Origin of the sequence: Actinomadura montaniterrae (assembly GCF_008923365.1) — a bacterium.
Taxonomy (GTDB): Bacteria; Actinomycetota; Actinomycetes; order Streptosporangiales; family Streptosporangiaceae; genus Spirillospora; species Spirillospora montaniterrae.
Genome location: NZ_WBMR01000006.1, coordinates 28,020 through 47,070, shown reverse-complemented (window position 1 = coordinate 47,070; position 19,051 = coordinate 28,020). Strand labels below are relative to the sequence as shown.

Sequence of the window (19,051 nt, the reverse complement as noted above, 5' to 3'; positions counted from 1 at the left end):
CCGTCAGAGGGGACGGGTGTCGAGGACCTGGCGGAGCTTCTCCTGAGCGCGGGCGGCCTGGCGGGCGCGGTAGGCGATCGGCATGTAGCGGACGCGTTCCGGCAGCAGCGGCGTGCTGCGTCCGATGACCTGCCCGACGGCGCGCAGCCGCCGCTCGTCGGCCTTGCTCCAGGACAGGCCGAGCTTCTCGCGGGCCGCCGGAGGCAGGGTGCCGGTGGAGATGAACCGCCCGAGCCTCCCGGTCAGCCCGATCACGGGCGCGGCGACCGGACGCAGCGCGGCCGGCACACCGGGCGGGAGCTTGTCCATCCGGTCGAGGACCTCCAGGGCGACCTTGTGCGGGACGAGGGTGTTCTCCACCATGTCGTCGAAGTACGCCCAGTACTCGTCGATGGTCTTGGGCATCATCCGCTCGGGCACCTGCAGGATGCGGCCGAGGTTCATGAACTCGTCGAACACCTGCTGCTGCTCGTCCGCGTCCATCGGCTCGGGAGCGAAGTACTTCGACGCGGTGACGGCCGCGTAGAAGCCGGTGAGGTGTACCCACGCCCACGGCTCCGCCGACAGCGCGTGGTGGCTGCGGCCGTCCTCGTCCACCGCGCTGAGCGGCTTGTGCATCTGGCGGAGCCGCTTGCCCTCCTCGATCGCGGTCGTCCCGCCGTACACCCAGGTCTGCACGGACGCGAAGCTGCGCGCGGCGCGGCCGAGCGGGTCGCGGCGGAAACTGGACAGCCGGTCGACGACGGTGCCGATCGCCGGATGCATGGTCTGCAGGATGAACACGCTGTTGCCGGCGATCGCCGACGTGTAGAGCCCCATGGTGTCCCACAGGATCGAGCCGGGCTCGAACGGGACGGGCTCGGGGCGCGCGACGGCCCGTGCGGCGGGCGCGTTCTCGGTCACTGTCATGGTCTCGCCTCCCGATGGCGTCTCGGCTACAGTGAAACGCGAATAAGTAGTCGCTTACAAGTCGCGTCCGGGGAGGCCCCGCCGATGCCCCGCCCACCTGCCCTTTCACCGCGCAGGACGCCGCGCCAGGACCGGTCGCGGCACACCGTGGAACGGATCCTGGACGCCGCCACTCGCGTTCTGTCCGAGCGCGGGTACGACGGCGCGTCCACCAACCGCATCGCCCGCGCCGCCGGGATCAGCAACGGCTCGCTCTACCAGTACTTCCCGAACAAGGACGCCATCGTCATCACCGTCATCGACCGGTTCGCCGACCACCTCGCCGACCGGCTCGGCGCGCAGATCGAGTCGACCATGAACGACTCGTGGCAGGAGGCCGGCCGCGCGCTGCTCGACGTGCAGATGCGGCTGTTCGAGGAGCACGCCGACCTGCTGCGCGTCATCGTCGAGCAGATCCCGCGGCTCGGCCCGTTCGACAAGCTCGCCGCGCTGCAGCGCCGGCTGACCGACCTCGTCCGGGTGTACCTGCTGGTCAACCGGGACGCGTTCCGCGACGACCTGGACGTGGACGCGGCCCTGTGGATCCTCGCCGAGACCGTCGGCACGCTGTCGATCCGGTACGTGCTCGACCGGCCGCCGATCCCCCGCGAGCGGATGATCGACGAGCTCGCGGAGCTGGTGATCCGCTATATCCGCGGGTAGCGGCCCCGCACCGGCTCCCCCGCCCACAGCCGCCGGGTGAAGGGCTCCGCCGCCACCAGCCCGGCCAGCAGCACCGGGCCGAGCGCCAGGCTGAACAGCACGTCGGTCAGCCAGTGCTCGTCCGCCGCGGTCAGCGCCGCCCCGGTCAGGAACCCGGTGACCAGCGCGAAGTCGCGCCTGCCGCGCGCCGTCAGCCACCGGTCGAGGGCCGGGACGACGACGACCAGCAGCTCGATCCCGACCCAGACGAGCAGGAACCCGTTCAGCGTGTGCCCGGACGGGTAGGCGTCGCCGTGCTTCCACAGCACGTCGACGTCGCTGAGCGGATACGTCCGCGGGATCACCGACTTCACGCCCTCCTGCAGCAGCGACAGCAGGGCCACCACCACGATCGGCACCAGCACGGGACGCGCCGAGCGCGCGCGGACCGCCCCGAGGATCGCCAGAGGGACGAGGACGTACCCCGCGATGACGCCGCGCTGCCCGAGCTGGGTGAACACATGGACGGCCGACATCCACCCGCCCCGGACATGCGCGTCGCAGAACGTGTGGACCGTCCAGTCGAGACGCCGGAGCGGGCCGTCGGCGAGCACGTCCGCCGTGACACCGGCCATGACCGCGACGGCCACGAGGTACCAGCCCCACGACCGTCGGCGCATACACACGGTCTTCCCCGCTCACATCCCGTGACGCATGGGGTACGGAGCCATAACCGGGACGGGCAGGCATGGCCGCCCGGCACATTTCCCGCAGGACCCGGATCGGTTTGACTTCCGGATGGGCGCCCTCCTTCCCGATCTCCACCCCCGTTCGACCGATCCGGGAGAGCCCTTCATGCATCGACGATCCCCGCGCATTGTGCGGCGCCTCGCGAAACGGCTCGCGTCGTCCGCCGCCCTCGTCCTCCTCGCCGCCGCGTCCGGTGCGGCCGGCGCGGCCGCCACCGCCGCGCCCGCGCACGCCGAAACGGGCACCTACCGGCAGGTCACCGGTTTCGGGTCCAATCCCGGGAACCTGCAGATGTACGAGTACGTGCCGGCCGGGCTGCCGTCCGGCGCCCCGCTCGTCGTGGCCCTGCACGGCTGCACGCAGAGCGCCGACGACTACTACGGCCATTCCGGCTGGCCCAAGTACGCCGACCTGTGGAAGTTCGCGGTCGTGTTCCCGCAGACCAGCACGTCCAACAACATCCAGAAGTGCTTCCAGTGGTTCGATCCGGCGAAGGACGCGCGCGGCGGCACGGAGGCCTCGTCGATCGTCCAGATGGTGTCCTACGCCGAGCAGCAGCACGGCTCGGACCCGCACCGGGTGTTCCTCACCGGCCTTTCCGCGGGCGGCGGGATGACGGCGGATCTGCTCGCCGCCTACCCGGACGTGTTCGCCGGCGGCGCGGTCGACTCGGGACTTCCCGCGCAATGCGCGACCAGCCTCACCGCCGCCAGCGGCTGCCAGATGAACAACCAGAACCTGACGCCCGCGCAATGGGGCGACAAGGTCCGCAACTCCCATCCCGGATACACCGGCCCGTGGCCGCGCGTCGCCATCTGGCAGGGCACCGCCGATTACACCGTCTATCCGGTGAACGCCACGGAACTGCGCGACCAGTGGACGAACGTCTGGGGCATCTCGCAGACGCCGTCGAGCACGCAGAGCCTGCCGGGCGGCACCACGCAGAGCGTCTACAACGACGCGCACGGGAAACCCGCCGTCGAGGTCTACTCCATTTCGGGAATGGGCCACGGCCTCGCCGTCGACCCCGGATCGGGCGCCGACCAGTGCGGCAGCACGGGCGCGTACTTCCTCGACGCCATCTGCTCCACGTCCTACACGGCGAAGTTCTGGGGCCTCGACGGCTCGTCCGGCACCGACCCCGGCGATCCCGGTGACCCGGGCGATCCGGGCGGCTGGACGCCCCAGTGCTTCACCGCGACCAACTACGCGCAGGTGACGGCCGGACGGGCGCACACCAGCGGCGGCTACACGTACGCGAACGGCTCGAACCAGAACATGGGCCTCTACAACGTGTTCGTGACGCACACGCTGAAGGAGACGTCCGAGGGCTACTACGTCATCTCCGATTCCGGCTGCTGAACCGCGGGGCCGGGCCGTCCGCTCCGCGGCGGCCCGGCCTCGTGCCGGTCACGGCGTGATGACGAGCTTCCCGCGCGTGTGGCCGCTCCGGCTCTCGTCGAACGCGGCGCCGACGCCGTCGAGGGCGAACGTCTTCGCGACGTCAACGCGCAGCGCGCCGCGGTCGGCCATCGCCGCGAGGTCGGCGAGCTTGGCGCCGTCCGGGCGGACCCAGATCCAGTGGCCGCCGTGCTGCTCCACGCCGTTGTCGGCGACGGAGACATGCCGCCCGCCGGGCGCGAGCACGGCGAGCGTCGTGTCCAGCTGCCCGCCCACGAAGTCGGCGACCGCCGTGACGCCGTCCGGCGCGAGGTCGCGGACCCGCTCCACCAGCCCGTCCCCGTAGGAGACCGGTTCGGCGCCGAGCTCGCGCAGGTAGCCGTGGTTGGCCTCGGACGCGGTGCCGATGACGCGGGCGCCCCGGTCGACGCCGATCTGCACCGCGAAGCCCCCCACTCCCCCGGACGCCGCGTGTACCAGCAGCACGTCGCCCTTGCCGACCTCGAGCCGGTCGAGCGAGCGCTGCGCGGTCATCCCGGCGAGCGGCAGCCCGCCCGCCTGGTTCCAGTCGAGCGCCGCGGGCTTGCGCGCGCAGTGGACGGCGGGGACCGTGACGAGCTCCGCGAACGTCCCGCCGTGCACGACGCTCTTGCGGGCGTAGGCCATGACCTCGTCGCCGGGCGCGAACTCCGGGGTGTCCGGCCCGACCGCGCGGACGACCCCGGCGACGTCCCAGCCGGGGATCACCGGGAACACCGTGTCCATCATCCCGTCGAGCCCGCCGGACATCACCTTCCAGTCGACCGGGTTGACGCCCGCCGCGCGCACCTCGACCAGCACCTCGCTCGGGCCGAGCTTGGGGTCGGGCGCCTCGCCGGCGGTGAGGCGGGAGTTGTCGGAGGCATAGGAGTCGTAGGTGACGGCACGCATGCCCCTCAGCCTGCCTCCGGTCCCGCCCGCTAAACCCGCTGCGCGGCGGCCTCGCCGGGCGGCGCGGCGGGCCGGTCCCGCAGCCACGGCGCCAGCGCCGCGGTCACCGCGACCGACGCCGCCGCCATCACCGCCATCCCGGTCGCGGGCGAGGTGAGCTGGGCGGCGCCGCCCGCGAGCGCGGCGCCGACGCCCTGCATGCCGAGCATCCCGGACGAGTGCAGGCCGAGCGCGTGGCCGCTCAGCCCGTCCGGGGTCAGCCGCAGCAGCCGCTCCTGGAGCAGCAGCGTCGCGCAGTACCCGACGCTCGCCGCGGCGATCGCGGCCACCGCGACGGGCAGCGGCGGGCGCAGCGCGAAGACCAGGTACGGGACGGCCAGCAGCAGCCGCATCGGCGCGTCCAGCCGCCCGCGCCACCCGGGCGGGACGAACCGTCCGGCGAGGGCGTCCCCGGCGAGCATCCCGGCCGCGCCCGCCGCGAACAGCAGCCCCGCGTGCCCCGGCGCGTACGGGACGAACAGCGACTCGCAGCCGACGATCAGCCCGTTCGGCATCCACAGCGCGAGGAAGACGGCCCGGCGCCGCACCGACGACCACAGCCGCACGTTGTTGCGCCACGTCTCGCCCGCGGTCGCCCGGCCCGTGGCCCGCGGCGCGCGGCGGCTCAGCCCGAACCGTCCGGCGAGCGCCGCCGCGAGGTACAGGGCGGCGCCGGCGAGCAGCGTCCCGCGCGGCGACAGCGCGGAGACCATGACGCCGCCCGCCGCGAAACCCAGGATCTGCATGAGGCCGACGGACATGTTGAGCACCGACCGGCCCAGCACGTAGCCGTCCCGGTCGAGGATCTCGTTCAGCAGCCCGTACCGCACCCCGCCGCCCACGGCGTTCGCCGCCCCGAGCCCGAGGACGATCGCGAACACGCCCCACACCGGCAGGCCCGGGACGGCCTGCGCGGCGGTGCCCGCGGCGAACAGCAGCGACAGGCCCGCGAGCGCCGCGCGCGGCGGCAGCCGGTCCGCCGCCGACAGCAGCACGAGCGCCCCCGCCAGCTGGGCGAGCGCCGGACCGAACATCGCCAGCGACGACAGCAGCGGCGAGCCGGTCCGGGCGTAGACGAGCGTGGCGAGCGCGAGCCCGCTCACCGTCTGCGCCGCGACATTGCCCGCCGACGTCAGGAACAGCGGCGCGAACTCGGGCGTGCGGAACAGCTCCCCGTACGTGCGCATGATCGGAGTCTCCGGGGCGCCGCCGCCCGCCGGTTACTCTTTCGCGGGGAGGCGAAACCCTTGGGCTGGTGGGAGATCAACGCGGACACCCTCGCGAGCGGCCGGTTCGCCGTCTCGCCGCTGGCGGAGGCCACCGCGTGCCTGAAGGCGCTGCGCTGGCGGCGGGCCGCGAACCCGGGCGAGCGCGCCTGGCTGGACGCCCACCTGCCCGCGTTCCGCGCCCGGATGGCCGCCGACCCGGACACGGCCCTGCTCGTCCGGTCCGCCTTCGTGCCGGGGTGGAACGCCGACTTCGTCACGCCCGCCCAGACCGGCGAGCCCGGCGCGACGTTCGCCGGGGAGCTGGAACGGATCCGGGCCGCGCCGCCGGACGCCGCCCGCGCCGACCTGGCCGTGGCGCTGGACGGCCCGCTCCCGGCCGCCCTCGACCGCGACGACCTGCCGGACCGCGCCGCCGACCTGATCGCGTGGGTGTGGGCGGAGGCGGTCCGGCCGGACTGGCCGCGGCGGCACCGGATCATCGAGGCCGAGATCGTGGCGCGCGTCGCGCGGCTGGGCCGGGGCGGCTGGGCCGCCGCGCTCGCCGGCATGCGGCCCGGCATGCGCTGGCTCGGCGAGAACCGGCTCCAGATCAACACCCGGGACCACCCGCCGCGCGACCTGTCGGGCAAGCCGCTGGTGTTCGTGCCGGTCACGGTCGGCCAGAGCTGGTCCTCCTGGGACCGGGAGGCGTCCCGCTACGCGATCGTCTACCCGTGCTCGGGGGTGCTCGCCGGCGCGGGCGCGGGCGCGGTCCCGGTGCCGGGCGCGCTCGGGGCGCTGCTGGGGCCGGTCCGCGCGTCCGTCCTCGTCCTGCTGGACACGCCGAAGAGCACGACGCAGCTGGTCGCGCTGACGGGCCGGGGCCTCGGCTCGATCGGCCGGCACCTGAAGATCCTGCTGGACGCGCGGCTCGTCGGGCGGCGCCGCGCCGGGCGTTCGGTCCTGTACTACCGGACGGAGGCGGGCGAGGCCCTCGTCGCCGCCCAGCGCGACACGGCGCCCCGGCGCGGCTCGTCGGCCGGGGTCAGCAGCGGGCCGTCGTCAGCCTGATCCTCCCGGCGCGGTCCCAGTTCACGTCGGTGAGCGCGGTGCCCGCCGCGACGCACGCGGTCTCGGCGCCGGACCGGTCGTCGACCCTGGCGGCGGCGCCGCCCGCCTGCTCGTTGACGACCTTTCCCCGGCCATGCCAGTCGCTGAGGCCGTAGGTGCCGTACCGGTAGAAGTCGAAGACGCGATATTTACCGCCATAAGCGACGGTGGCACACACATGACCGGGGCGGCATTTCGGAATATCGTCCGCATTCCCGTAATATTTCGCCGGGACGGACGGGAAGGTGGCCGGGGCGGACGGAGCGCCCACCGGCGGCGCGGCGCCCATGGTCGCAGTCATGGCCGCACCCGCGGCCAGGGCGGCTCCAGCCCCGGGCCGCACGCGCCGGACGCCCCCACGAAATACCCTCAAGAATTTCCCGCCTTCACTTTCACGCGAGCCCACGGACCCGCAGCGATTCCCGCTCGATGAGCGATCGACATCGGTGACTATAAAGGCGTGCGACGCGCTTCGCAAAGGCACGTAAGGCATTTGACCAGGCGCCGGGAATTCGACTCCGCTTTTCCCGGAAAAGAGATGTCCGTAACCGCGGCCGGCGGCGGTCAGGTGGTCGCGGCGGCGCGGTCGAAGCGGCGGATCAGCTCGATCGCCGCGGCGATGACCTCCTGGGCCCCGGCCTCGTCCTCGCTGGTGGCGACCTCGCGTCCGGCCTCGCCGATGACGGTGGTGAGGACGGCGACGGTGAGGCGGTCGATGGGCTCGCCGCCGAGCGCGAGCAGCACGGCGTTCTGCCGGACCCAGTCGCGGCGGCGGGTGCGGCGCATCAGGTCGAAGCCGGGCGGGCCGTCGCCGTCCATGAACAGCCGGGCGAGGTCGCGGCGCTCCCAGGACCCGGCGAGGAACGCGCGGGCGCCCGCGATGAACAGCTCGACCGGGTCGTCGACGCCGGCGGCCTTGGCCTCGGCGACGCTCGCGGTGGCGGACTTCTCGTGCGCGCCCTCGTGCTCCTCCCACAGGGCGAGGAACAGCTCGGTCTTGCCGCCGAAGTGGTGGTAGAGGCTGCCGACGCTGGAGCCGGCGCGCTCGACGACCTCGGAGATCGCGGCGTCGGCGAACCCGTGCGCGCAGAACACCTCGCGCGCGGCCTCCAGCATGGTGCGGCGCGTCTGGGCGGTGCGGCTCCATTCCCATCCGCCCCTGCCGCTGGGCTTGCGGGCCATCGGTCCCCCGTCCGGTGCGGCGGCCGCCGTCCGGCCGTCGGTGGAACAGATTCTAGAAAGCGCGCGGGACGTCTTGACGCCGGGACCGCCCCGTGCGCAGCCTAGAACCGATTCCTAGAAATAGATTCTAGGATTGATCGGAGGGCCGGTCCATGGACTTCTCGCTGAGCGCCGAGGAACGACAGATCCGCGACACCGTCCGCTCCTTCGTCGAGAAGGAGGTCATGCCGCTCGAACCCGAGGTGCTGCGCAACGAGCGCGCCGGACGCCCGGGGCTCGACCCGCAGGTGCTGCGCGACCTGCGCGACAAGGCCCGCAGGTCCGGGTTCTGGGGCATCAACACGCCCGAGGAGTACGGCGGCGCCGCGCTCGGCCCGCTGATGTCGGCGATCGTCGCGATGGAGACGGGCCGCACGTTCGTCCCGTTCAGCTTCGGCGGCACGGCCGACAACATCCTCTACGCCTGCGACGAGGCGCAGAAGCGCGCCTACCTGATCCCGACGATCGAGGGCGAGCGGCGGTCCTGCTTCGCCATCACCGAGCCGGGCGCCGGGTCGGACGCCCGCAGCATCCGCACCCGCGCGGTCCGCGACGGCGGCGACTGGGTGATCAACGGCGAGAAGACCTTCATCACCGGCGGCAACGAGGCCGACTTCGTCATGGTGTTCGCCGTCACCGACCCCGACCTCGGCGCTGACGGCGGCGTGACGTGCTTCCTCGTCGACCGGGACATGGGGTGGAAGTCCGAGCCGATCCCGACCATGGGCGAGTGGGGGCCGGCGTCGCTGGTGTTCGAGGACGTCCGGGTGCCGGACGCGAACGTGCTCGGCGAGGTCGGCAAGGGCTTCGAGCTGGCGATGCGGTGGATCGGGCAGGGCCGCTACATGATCCCGGCGCGGGCGATCGGCGCGGCGGAGCGGATGCTGCAGATGGCGGTCGACTACGCCAAGGTGCGCGTGTCCATGGGCCACCCGATCGCCGACTACCAGGCCATCCAGTGGATGATCGCCGACTCGCAGGTGGAGATCGAGGCGGCGAAGTGGCTGACGCTGTACGCGGCGTGGCGGGTGCGGGAGGGCCTGGACGCGCGGCACGCCTCGTCCATCGCGAAACTGAACGGCGCGACGATGGCGAACAGCGTCGTGGACCGGGTGCTGCAGATCCACGGCGGCATGGGGTACACCAAGGAGCTGCCGATCGAGCGCTGGTACCGGGAGCTGCGGCTGCTGCGGATCTTCGAGGGCACCGACGAGATCCAGCGCCGGACCATCGCCCGCAACCTGCTCAAGGGCCACGTCCGCCTCGGCCTCGTCGGGGAGTGAGATGGGCTCGCGCGATCCGCGGGCGGGTGTCCGCGCGCTGTTCAACCCGGGGTCGATCGCGCTGGTCGGGGCGAGCGACAAGTCCGGCTGGTCGGTGAGCACGTTCGGGAACCTGCGGGCGCACGGGTTCGGCGGCCCGGTACACCTGGTCAACCCGCGCGGCGGGCTCGTCCACGGGCACGCCGCGTACCCGAGCCTGGCGGAGCTGCCCGGCCCCGTCGACCTGGCGTACGTGATGGTGCCGACCCCCGCCGTGCTGCCGGTGCTGCGGGACGGCGCCGCCGCCGGGATCAGGAACTACGTCGTGCTGACGGCCGGGTTCGGCGAGGCGGGCGAGGACGGCGCCCGGCTGGAGGCGGAGGTCGTCGCGTTCGCGCGGGAGGCGGGGCTGACCGTCCTCGGCCCGAACGGCAACGGCTACATCAACGCCGCCGCCGGCATCACCCCGTACGGGCTGCCGATCCCGCCGCCGCTGCTGCGCGGCCCGGTGGGCGTGGTGCTGCAGAGCGGCGCGCTGGCCAGCTCGGTGCTGGCGTTCTCGCAGGCCCGCAACCTCGGGCTCAGCCTGCTGACGTCGATGGGCAACGAGTCGCTGGTCACCGTCCCCGACGTGATCGACTACCTGGTGGACGACCCGGCGACGAAGGTCATCGCGCTGTTCCTGGAGTCGGTACGGGACCCGGACGCGTTCGCCCGCGCGGCGCGGCGGGCGCTGGAGGCGGGCAAGCCGGTCGTCGCGCTGAAGATCGGGCGCAGCCGGCTCGCGTCGCGGACCGCGCGGGCGCACACCGGCGCGCTCGTCGGCGACGACGCCGTGGTGGACGCGGCGTTCCGGCGGCTCGGCGTCGTCCGGGTCCGGTCGCTGGAGGACCTGATCGTCACCGCCGGGCTGCTGGCCTCCGCCGGGCCGCTGCCCGGGCCCCGGATCGGCGTGGTCACCCCGTCCGGCGGCGCGTCGGAGATCATCGCGGACCGGGCCGAGGACGAGGGCCTCGACCTGCCCCCGTTCGCGCCCTCGACGGTGGCGGCGCTCGCGGAGATCCTGCCGCCGTTCGCGACCGTGCAGAACCCGCTCGACGTCACCGGCTACGTGCTCATCGACCGGACGCTCCTCGGCCGCGCGCTGGACGTCGTCGCCGCCGATCCCGGCATCGACGCGGTGATGCTGCTGACCGACCTGCCCCGGTTCGCGCCGCCCGACCCGTCGGTGCCGATGGCGACGTTCGAGGCGCACGCCCGGCGGATCGCCGCGTCGCCGCGTCCGGTGGTGGTGGTCGGCAACACGCTGACCGACGTGTCGGAGTTCGGGCGCTCCGTCCAGGAGAAGACCGGGTTTCCGCACGTCGTCGGCGGGATCGAGCACGGCATGCAGGCGATCGGCGCGGCCGTGCGCTGGTCGGCCGGACGGGAGCGCGCGCTCGCGCGGCGTCCCGCGGCCGGCGAACGCGTCGCGGTGGACGGCGCGACCGGCGTGTGGGCCGAGCACCGCGCCGCCGCGCTCCTAGCCGGCGCCGGGCTGCCCGTGGTGCCGTCCGAGCTGGTCCACGGCGAGGACGCGGCGGTCGCGGCGGCGGACCGGTTCGGCTACCCCGTCGTCCTCAAGGCGGCGGCGGACGGCCTCGCGCACAAGAGCGACATCGGCGGCGTCCGCCTCGGCCTCGCCGGCCCGGACGCCGTCCGCGCCGCGTACCGCGAGGTGACGACCGCGCTCGCCGGGCACGACGGCGCGGGCGCGCTCGTCCAGCCGCAGCGGACGGGCGGCGTCGAGTTGCTCGCGGGGATCGTCCGCGACCCGTCCTGGGGCCTCACGCTCGCGGTCGGCCTCGGCGGCGTGTGGGTCGAGGTGCTGCGCGACTCCGCGCTGCGGCTGCTGCCGGTGGACGCGCGCGACGTCCGCGAGGCGCTCGGCGAGCTGCGCGGCGCCGCCCTGCTCGACGGCGCGCGCGGCACCAAGCCCGCCGACCTCGACGCCGTCGCCGGCGTCGTCGCCAGCGTCGCCGCGCTCGCCGCGTCCCTCGGCGACCGCCTCGAATCCCTGGAGATCAACCCGCTCCGCGTCGACGGCGCCGAGGTCGAGATCCTCGACGCCCTCGTCACCTGGACCTGAGACGCGAATCTGCGGCGTGCCGCCCCGATGACGGCCGGCCGAGGGACGGCACGCCGCGGCTCAGTATCCCTCTGGGGGGCGACCCCCCAGACCCCCCGGGCAAGAGCCGCTGACCCGCTCCTTCGCTGGCGCTCAGTCGACGGCTCAGCGGTGCGAGGCCAGCACCAGGACGGCGGCGGACATGAACATGCCGCCGTTGCCGAGCACCACGCTGACCTCCGCGTCCGGGACCTGCGCGGCGGCCTCCTTGCGGAGCTGGCGGACCGCCTCCTGGATCGCGAACATCCCGTACATGCCGGTGTGGGTGTAGGACAGGCCGCCGCCGTTGGTGTTCAGCGGGAGCCGCCCGCCGGGCGAGGTGTGGCCTTCGGCGATGAACGCGCCCGCCTCGCCGCGCCCGACGAAGCCCATGTCCTCCAGCCCGTAGATCGGCAGGTGCGCGAACGCGTCGTAGATCATCAGGTGGTCGACGTCGCCGTGCCCGATCCCCGCCTCCGCGAACGCGGCGCGGGACGCCCGCCGGAACCCCGCCGAGCTGGTCAGGTCGGCCATCTGCGAGATGATCGGCGACTCGGCGGACTCCCCCGCCCCGAGCAGGTGGACGAGGGGGCGGCGGGTGCCGAGCGCGCGGGCGCGGTCCTCGGACGTGACGACGAGCGCGCCGCCGCCGTCGGTGACGAGGCAGCACTCCAGCAGGTGGAACGGGTAGGCGACCATCCGGGACGCGAGGACGTCCTCGATGGTGATGAGGTCGCGGTACATCGCGCGCGGGTTGAGGTTCGCCCAGCGGCGCTGCGCGACCGGCACCTCGGCGAGCTGCTCGTGCGTGAGGCCGGTCTCCTTCATGTACCGCAGCGCGGTGAGGGTGAACGCGCTCGTCGGGCCGAACACACCGTAGGGGGCCTCGAACTGGCCGCTCAGCGAGTCGGGAGTGCGGGCGTAGCGGGGCGCGCCGACGCGGGAGCGGCCCGACTCGCCGTGCGTGATGAGGACGGTCCGGCACATCCCGGCGCGGATCGCGGCGGCCGCGTGCCGGACGTGGAACAGGAACGACGAGCCGCCGACCTGCGTGCCGTCCAGCCAGGCGGGCTCGATGCCGAGCGAGTGCGCGATCTCGACGGGGCCGGGGGTGCCGACGGTGGCGACGCCGTCGACGTCGTCCTTGGTGAGGCCGGCGTCGGCGAGGGCGTTGCGCGCGGCCTCGAGATGCAGCTGCCGGGTGGAGTGGCCGGGCAGCCGGCCGATCTCGTCGGTCTCGGCCGCGCCCGCGATGACGATGTTCACCGGGCCTCCGCGGGCGTGAAGAGCGGGAGGCTCACGTCGCCGCGCGGCTCGAAGACGACGCGGAGCGGCAGGTCGAGGGGCAGGTGCCCGGGGTCGGCGGGCACGCCGACGAGGTTGCTCATCATCCGGACGCCCTCCTCGAGTTCCACGATGGCGATGACGTAGGGCGCCTCGTCCTCGAAGCCGGGCGCCGGACGATGGTTGATCACGTACGAGTGCAGGGTGGCGCGCCCGGTGGCGGTCACCCAGGCGACGTCGCCGGAGCCGCAGTGCGGGCACGCGGGACGCGGGTAGAAGAAGTGCCGGCCGCAGCCGCCGCAGCGCTGGATGCGCAGCTCACCGGCGGCGGTGCCGTCCCAGAACGGCCGGGTGTCGGGAGTCGGCCGCGGGACGGCCTTGGACGGTGCGGGCCTGGAGGCGGTGGACATCGCCCTCCTCGAAATAGTTCTAGATCGAGATTCTAGAACTTAGCTCTGGAAAATTTAAGGACCCGAACCTAGAGTTCGCTTCAAGAACCACCGGGCCCGAAAGCCCCCCGCCGGGACAACCGGAAAGAGGTGCCATGACCACCCTCGATCACCCGGCCGCCCCCGAGCCCAGAGCCGCGATCGACCGCCTCTGGAAGCGCGACCTCGACCACTACCCCGAAACCGGACCCCGCGTGTGGTACCTCGCGGTGGTCGTCCTCGCCACGATCGTCCTGTACTGCGAGCAGTACGTGACCGGCGGCGTGGCGCCGCTGGTGCTCGCCCACTTCGAGATGTCGTTCCTCTTCTACGTCAACGCGCTGGTCATCGGGGGCCTGGTCGGCGCGTTCGGTGCGCTCGCCGCGGGGCTCTGCGACAGGTGGGGCCGCGCCAACCTGGTCGCCTACGGGCTCGGCGTCACGGGCGTGCTGACGCTGCTCGTCCCCTCGATGCCGAACAAGTGGGCGTTCGTCGTCCTGCTCACGGTCATCGGGATGGTCGAGGGCGTGATCCTGGTGGCCACGCCCGCGCTGGTCCGGGACTTCTCGCCGCAGCTCGGCCGCGCGTCCGCGATGGGCTTCTGGACGCTCGGCCCGGTCGTCGCGAGCCTCATCGTCAGCTTCGTCGCGAACCGGACGCTGGAGCGGCTCGACAACAGCTGGGCCAGCCAGTACTACATCATGGGCGCCTTCGGGCTCGCGGTGTTCGCGATCGCGCTCGTCGGCCTGCGGGAGCTGAACCCAGGCCTGCGCAGCCAGGTCATGGTCAGCGCCGAGGACCGCGCGAAGGTGGAGGCGCGCGCGGCGCAGGCCGAGGCGAGCGCCGACCTGGGCCGGCCGTGGGCGCAGATGCTCAAGTTCGACATCCTGGCCCCGGCGGCCGGCATCTCGATCTTCCTGATCATCTACTACACCGCGGTCGGGTTCTTCACCATCTACCTGACCACCACGTTCGGGTTCTCCACGTCCCGCGCCAACGGCATCAACACCTGGTACTGGGCGATGGACGCTATCGCGCTGGTGGTCGTCGGGCTCGTGTCCGACCGGCTGCGGGTGCGCAAGCCGTTCATGGCCGGCGGCACCGTCCTCGCGGTGGTCATGACGTACGTGTTCCTGACCCGCGCCACCCACCCGCACACGAGCTTCGCGGCGCTCGCGACCATCGTCAGCCTGCTCGCGGTCGGCCTCGCCATCGCGTACGCGCCGTGGATGGCCGCGTTCACCGAGACGGTCGAGCGGCGCAACCCGGCGCTGATGGCGCACGGCCTCGCCGTCTGGGGCTGGACGACCCGGATCGCGGTCGCCGGGTCCGTGTTCGCGCTGCAGTACGTGGTGAGCAGCGCGAACACCCTGGTCAGCGCCCCCGAGAAGCTCGCGGAGGCCAAGGCCGCGCAGCAGTCCGGGCACGCGCCGTCGGCGGGCCTGATGCACCAGCTCGCCGACATCAAGCAGGCGGCGGCGGACGCGCCGCACCAGTGGCAGCACTGGTGGTGGGTGTGCATCGCCGCGCAGCTGCTGTTCTTCGCGCTGATGCTCCCGCTCGCCGGACGCTGGAGCCCGCGCGCCGCGAAGGCCGACATCGAGGCGGCCGTCAGTGGTGCGCGTGGGCGCGGGCCCACAGGGCCGTCCAGCCGCCCGCGCCGAGCCAGGACGCGGGGACGCGCAGCCCGTGCCCGGCCGCCGCGTCCCAGAAGGACCCGGTGTCGGCGCCGAGTTCGGCGGCGTCGGGCAGCGCGCGCTGCCACGGTCCGTCCTCGTCCTTGAGGGTGGTCGCGGGGTAGCCGGGCACGCGGATCTTGCGCGGCGGGACGACGGTCGCGAGCGGGATCTCCGGTGCGGCGCAGGTGACCAGGACGGCGAGCGCGCACAGCAGCGGCGCGGTCGTCCGGTGCGCGACCGCGCGGGCGACGACCGGGTCGTCCTGCACGGCGAGCCGCCCGAGGGCCGCCCGGACCCGCCGCCCGGCGAGGTCGAGCGCGTACGGGTCGGCGATCGCGGGCAGCTTGACGAGCCTGCGCAGCGTCTTCGGTAGCGGCGGCTCGCCGAGCAGCAGGGGCAGCTGGTCGTAGCAGTCGCGCAGCGCCGGGTCGAGGCCGCCGAGCGCCTCGGCGAGCGGCCGCGTCCCCGTCGCGTCCCACAGCCGGACGAGCGGGACGGCCCTGGTGTCGAGCGTGCGGCGGACGGCCGCGGTGAGCTGCGCGGACCCGAGCCGGCGCAGCCGGGTGAGCGCCGCGTCCGGCGGGGTCGCGGCGACCGCGGCGAACACCTCCAGGGCCGCGGCGCCGGACGCGTCCCACGCCGTCCGGGCGAGGTCGCCGAGGGCCGGGCCCACGTCCTCGACCAGGCGCGGCGCCGCGCGCCGCCGCGCCGGCCGCGCGGGCGGGAGCTCCTCCGGCACCGGCTCCTCGGGCGGCCTGGTGCCGGGAAGCGCGTCCACCCACGCGCGGAACGCGCGCTCCAGCTCCTCGCCGGGCGCCCCGTTGAACCGCGCCGCGATCTCCGACACCCGCCAGCCGCGCGACTGCGGCCGCAGCGGGCTCACCTCCGCGTTGACGACGAGCACGCCCTTGTCGTCGTAGAGGCCGAGCAGCGCGACGCGTCCCGCGCGGGCGTCCTCGATGTACACCGGCCCGGCGATGCAGTTGCCCATGTAGTCCGACCATCCGGCGAGGTCGCGTGCGCTGCGGGCCACCTTCACGCGGACCTTCGCGCCGGGCACCGCCGCACCGTCGGCGGCGGCGACCGGGGGCGGCACCGCGAACTCCCCGGTCAGCGCTTCGGCGATCGCCGTCCCCGTGCTCAGCCCCGCGGTGAACGCGGTCCAGCCGCGCGCGCCCTTCGGCGGGACGCCGCCGAGCGCGACGAGCTGCGCGGCGCCGGACACGGCGAGCGTCACCGAGTCGAGCCGCGGCGTGAGCGGCTCGGGGTCCGCGGGCGGCGGGTCGTGGTCGAACCAGGGGGCGCCGGTGCCGTCCACCGAGCGCGCCGCGTCGTGCCCGTGCAGCTGGGCGAGCGCGTCGATCAGGTCGACGTACCAGAGCAGGTCGCCGAGGAGCTCCTCGCGGTCGCGCAGCGGTTCGCGGTCGCCGAGCAGCGGGCCGGTCCACGGCGGGATGCCGTCCCATCGCTCGGGCGGCCGCACCGGGCCGTACCCGGCGGCGGCACGCCAGTCGCGCAGGTCGCCCGCGCCCCACTCGCGCAGCACGTCGCCGCAGTGCGCGACCATCCCGTCCATCACCGTCTCGACGGTCTCGATGACGAGGAGGGCGAACTCCCGCGCCCGCGTCAGCCGCGGCTTCACGTAGCCGATCAGCCGGGCGTCGACCGGCTTGCCGGCCGACAGCCTGCCGTGGATCTCGCCCACGTGGACGGTGGGCCTCGCGGGCAGCCCGCCGTTGCGGGCGCGCCCGCCGGCCCACGCGGGGCACTGCTGGACGACGGCGCCGAGAAGCGCGGCCGAGCGCGCCAGGCCCTCCTCGTAGCCGTGGTCGGCGACCGCGATTGCCGTGCGCAGCAGGGCGGTGGCGGCGATCGCGTCGTGGAACGTCCGGGCGAGCTGGTCGCGCCAGTAGCCGTCGGGCGGGGTCCAGCGCGCGGCGTCGGCGAGCGTGGGCTCGCGGCCGAGCCCGCCCCTCAGCCATCCGACGACCAGCTCGTCCTCGCAGCGGGAGCGGCGTTCGCGCAGGTCGGCGAGCCGGTCGCGGCGGCCCTGCGTGGCCATGCGGCGGGCGCGGGCGCCGGACCGGTCGCGGTCGGCGAGCACCAGCGCCCACAGGTCGAGGAGCAGGTCGAGCCTGCGCGGGCGCGGCACCCCGTCGAACACCTGCCGCAGGTATCCGGCGAGCACGGACGGCGCCCCGGGGACGGCGTCGTCGGGGCCCTCCAGGGCGAGGACGCACTCCAGCTGCTCGGGCCCGAGGACGTCGCTCGCAGCGGACGCCAGGTGCAGCGCGGCCCACCGGCCGGCGGCGGCCGCCTTCGCCGCCGCCGCGCCGACCCGCTTGGTGACCGCCGGGCCGAACAGCGCGACGAGGAACCCGGCCCGGTCCCCGAGCCGGTTCGCGTTCTCCAGGCCGAGCGCCCGCAGCGCGGCGAGGACCGCGTCGCGCTGGTCGCCGCGCGCCCCGTCCAGCCGGGCGGAGCGGAACCCGGCGCCGAGGTCGACGCCCGCGCCGGCGGCGGCCACCCCGCCCGCCTCGACCAGCGCGGACAGCTCCGCGAGCGCGCTCCGGACGTCCTCATCGGCGGCATCGGCGGGGCCCAGCGCGACGGCCGCGCCGGGCTGCGCCGACGAGCCGCCGGTGACCCGCTCCGGGCCGGACGGCCGGGCCGTCCACACGGCCAGGTCCGCCGCCACCACGCCGCCCGCGAGCCGAACCTTCACGCCGGTGATTCTGCTCGCCCCGCCCTTGTCCCGTCGACCCGGTTTCGGGCGGTTCGGGGGTCAGGGCCGGTACGGGACGGCGAAGAGGGCGGCGAGGAGCGCGGCGCAGCGGGACAGGTCGGCGGCCTGGATGTGCTCGTCGGCGGCGTGCGCGCCGCGCCCGCGCGGGCCGAGGCCGTCGAGGGTCGGCAGGCCGCGCGAGCCGGGCAGGTTCGCGTCGCCCGCGCCCGCCGCCGGACGGCCCCGGACGGTCTGGCCGAGCGCGGCGCCCACCCGCGCCAGGTGCGCCAGCAGCGGGTTGGCCGGGTCCTCCTGCCAGGTGGGCCGGGACGTCAGCACCTCCGTCTCGACCCGCGCGCCGTCCCGGAGCGGGCGGGCGCCGCGCAGCGCGTCCAGCATCCGGCGCTCGGCTCCGGCGTCGGTAAAGCGGAGGCCGATCTCCGCCCAAGCGTCCCCCGCGATCACGTTGGCGCGGCGGCCGCCCTCGATCCGGCCGATGTTGCACAGGGTCGTGCCGTCGTCCGGGACGGCGGCGCGGACGGCGGCGAGCTGGTCGAGCAGCTCGTCGATCGCGGACACGCCGCGGCCCGGGTCGAGGGCGGCGTGCGCCTCGCGTCCCCGGACGCGCAGCGCGACGCGGGTGCTGCCGCGCCGCGCGGACTTCAGCGCGCCGTCGGGGTGCGGCGACTCCAGCCCGATGACCGCCGCGGCGCCCTCCATCTCGGCTTCGACCAGGTCGCGGCCGGTGGGGCTGCCGACCTCCTCGTCGGCGACGACGACCGCGCGGACGGGCGCGGGCACGGCGATCCCGGCGGCGTCGAGCGCCTGGAAGGCCGTCACCAGCGCGACGAGGCCGCCCTTCATGTCGAAGACGCCGGGGCCGGTGATGGTCGTGCCGTCGTCGGTGTAGGGCATGCCGTCGAGGCGGCCGACCGGCCAGACGGTGTCGTAGTGGCCGACGACGAGGAGGTGCCCGGGGCCGTCCGGCCCCCAGGAGGTGACCAGGTGGTCGCCGCTCGGGGACGGCACCCGCCGCACCCGCCCGCCCGCGGCGGCCTGCCCGGCCTCGACCAGGCCGGCGCAGCGGGCGAGGGCCGCCGCGTCGCCGCTGGGCGACTCGGCGAGGGCGTACTCGCGCAGGCGCGCGCGGGCGGGGTCCAGCAGGGCGGCGGCGGCCTCGGTGATGCGGGCGGCGTCGCCGGGGTCGAGTACGGCGGGCTCGGGCGCGGTCATGTCCCTCCAGGTCCAGGAAGATCATTGACGAACATACGAATCGTA

Annotated in this window: 15 protein-coding genes; 6 read left to right on the top strand and 9 right to left on the bottom strand. The window is 74.4% G+C overall.

Translation table 11 applies throughout. The features are described from left to right. Positions 1-3: 3 nt before the first annotated feature. On the bottom strand, positions 4-909 hold the full coding sequence (locus F9B16_RS04095) for an oxygenase MpaB family protein (protein WP_151538460.1): 906 nt from the start codon (positions 907-909) through the stop codon (positions 4-6). Positions 910-993: 84 nt separating this feature from the next. Between F9B16_RS04095 and F9B16_RS04090 the strand changes: the two genes are divergently transcribed. Beyond that, the gene (locus F9B16_RS04090) at positions 994-1,611 is read left to right on the top strand and encodes a TetR/AcrR family transcriptional regulator (RefSeq protein ID WP_192808615.1); all 618 of its coding nucleotides are present in this window, start codon (positions 994-996) and stop codon (positions 1,609-1,611) included. On the opposite strand, the gene F9B16_RS04085 is transcribed toward F9B16_RS04090, so the two are convergent. Beyond that, positions 1,596-2,270, bottom strand: a complete 675-nt coding sequence (locus F9B16_RS04085; protein WP_151538458.1) for a phosphatase PAP2 family protein — start codon at positions 2,268-2,270, stop codon at positions 1,596-1,598. The genes F9B16_RS04090 and F9B16_RS04085 overlap by 16 nt on opposite strands. Positions 2,271-2,445: 175 nt before the next feature. Between F9B16_RS04085 and F9B16_RS04080 the strand changes: the two genes are divergently transcribed. Next, entirely contained in the window at positions 2,446-3,702 is a 1,257-nt protein-coding gene (locus F9B16_RS04080) for an extracellular catalytic domain type 1 short-chain-length polyhydroxyalkanoate depolymerase (protein WP_151538457.1), read from the top strand. Between the two features lie 48 nt (positions 3,703-3,750). Here the strand turns inward: F9B16_RS04080 and F9B16_RS04075 are convergent, their stop codons facing one another. Together F9B16_RS04075 and F9B16_RS04070 are read right to left on the bottom strand one after the other, a co-directional pair. Next, entirely contained in the window at positions 3,751-4,671 is a 921-nt protein-coding gene (locus F9B16_RS04075; protein WP_151538456.1) for an NADP-dependent oxidoreductase, read from the bottom strand. 29 nt (positions 4,672-4,700) lie between these two features. Next, entirely contained in the window at positions 4,701-5,897 is a 1,197-nt protein-coding gene (locus tag F9B16_RS04070) for an MFS transporter (RefSeq protein WP_151538455.1), read from the bottom strand. Positions 5,898-5,957: 60 nt separating this feature from the next. Here F9B16_RS04070 and F9B16_RS04065 point away from each other — a divergent pair, with 60 nt between their 5' ends. Continuing rightward, positions 5,958-6,989: an ArsR/SmtB family transcription factor gene (locus F9B16_RS04065; RefSeq protein WP_151538454.1), complete on the top strand. Its 1,032-nt coding sequence runs from the start codon at positions 5,958-5,960 to the stop codon at positions 6,987-6,989. Here F9B16_RS04065 and F9B16_RS04060 read toward each other — a convergent pair. Continuing rightward, positions 6,964-7,329, bottom strand: coding sequence for a hypothetical protein (locus F9B16_RS04060; RefSeq protein WP_151538453.1), 366 nt, complete (start codon positions 7,327-7,329; stop codon positions 6,964-6,966). The two genes, F9B16_RS04065 and F9B16_RS04060, sit on opposite strands and share 26 nt — an antisense overlap. Positions 7,330-7,592: 263 nt before the next feature. Then, entirely contained in the window at positions 7,593-8,210 is a 618-nt protein-coding gene (locus F9B16_RS04055) for a TetR/AcrR family transcriptional regulator (protein WP_151538452.1), read from the bottom strand. Positions 8,211-8,362: 152 nt separating this feature from the next. Here F9B16_RS04055 and F9B16_RS04050 point away from each other — a divergent pair, with 152 nt between their 5' ends. After that, positions 8,363-9,532 carry an acyl-CoA dehydrogenase family protein gene (locus F9B16_RS04050; protein WP_151538451.1) on the top strand — a complete coding sequence of 390 codons (1,170 nt, stop codon included), beginning with the start codon at positions 8,363-8,365 and terminating at the stop codon, positions 9,530-9,532. Position 9,533: 1 nt separating this feature from the next. Next, a complete protein-coding gene (locus F9B16_RS04045) occupies positions 9,534-11,639 on the top strand; it encodes an acetate--CoA ligase family protein (RefSeq protein ID WP_151538450.1) in 2,106 nt (701 codons plus the stop codon). A gap of 144 nt (positions 11,640-11,783) precedes the next feature. On the opposite strand, the gene F9B16_RS04040 is transcribed toward F9B16_RS04045, so the two are convergent. After that, positions 11,784-12,923 (bottom strand): thiolase C-terminal domain-containing protein, encoded by a 1,140-nt coding sequence (locus F9B16_RS04040; protein WP_151538449.1) that lies wholly within the window; start codon positions 12,921-12,923, stop codon positions 11,784-11,786. After that, positions 12,920-13,351, bottom strand: coding sequence for a Zn-ribbon domain-containing OB-fold protein (locus F9B16_RS04035; RefSeq protein WP_151538448.1), 432 nt, complete (start codon positions 13,349-13,351; stop codon positions 12,920-12,922). Before F9B16_RS04035 ends, F9B16_RS04040 begins: the two co-directional genes overlap by 4 nt. A gap of 134 nt (positions 13,352-13,485) precedes the next feature. Here F9B16_RS04035 and F9B16_RS04030 point away from each other — a divergent pair, with 134 nt between their 5' ends. Next, entirely contained in the window at positions 13,486-15,153 is a 1,668-nt protein-coding gene (locus tag F9B16_RS04030; protein ID WP_151538447.1) for an MFS transporter, read from the top strand. A 2,680-nt stretch (positions 15,154-17,833) separates the two neighbouring features. Here the strand turns inward: F9B16_RS04030 and F9B16_RS04020 are convergent. Continuing rightward, a complete protein-coding gene (locus F9B16_RS04020) occupies positions 17,834-19,006 on the bottom strand; it encodes a M20/M25/M40 family metallo-hydrolase (protein ID WP_151538446.1) in 1,173 nt (390 codons plus the stop codon). Positions 19,007-19,051 lie beyond the last annotated feature (45 nt).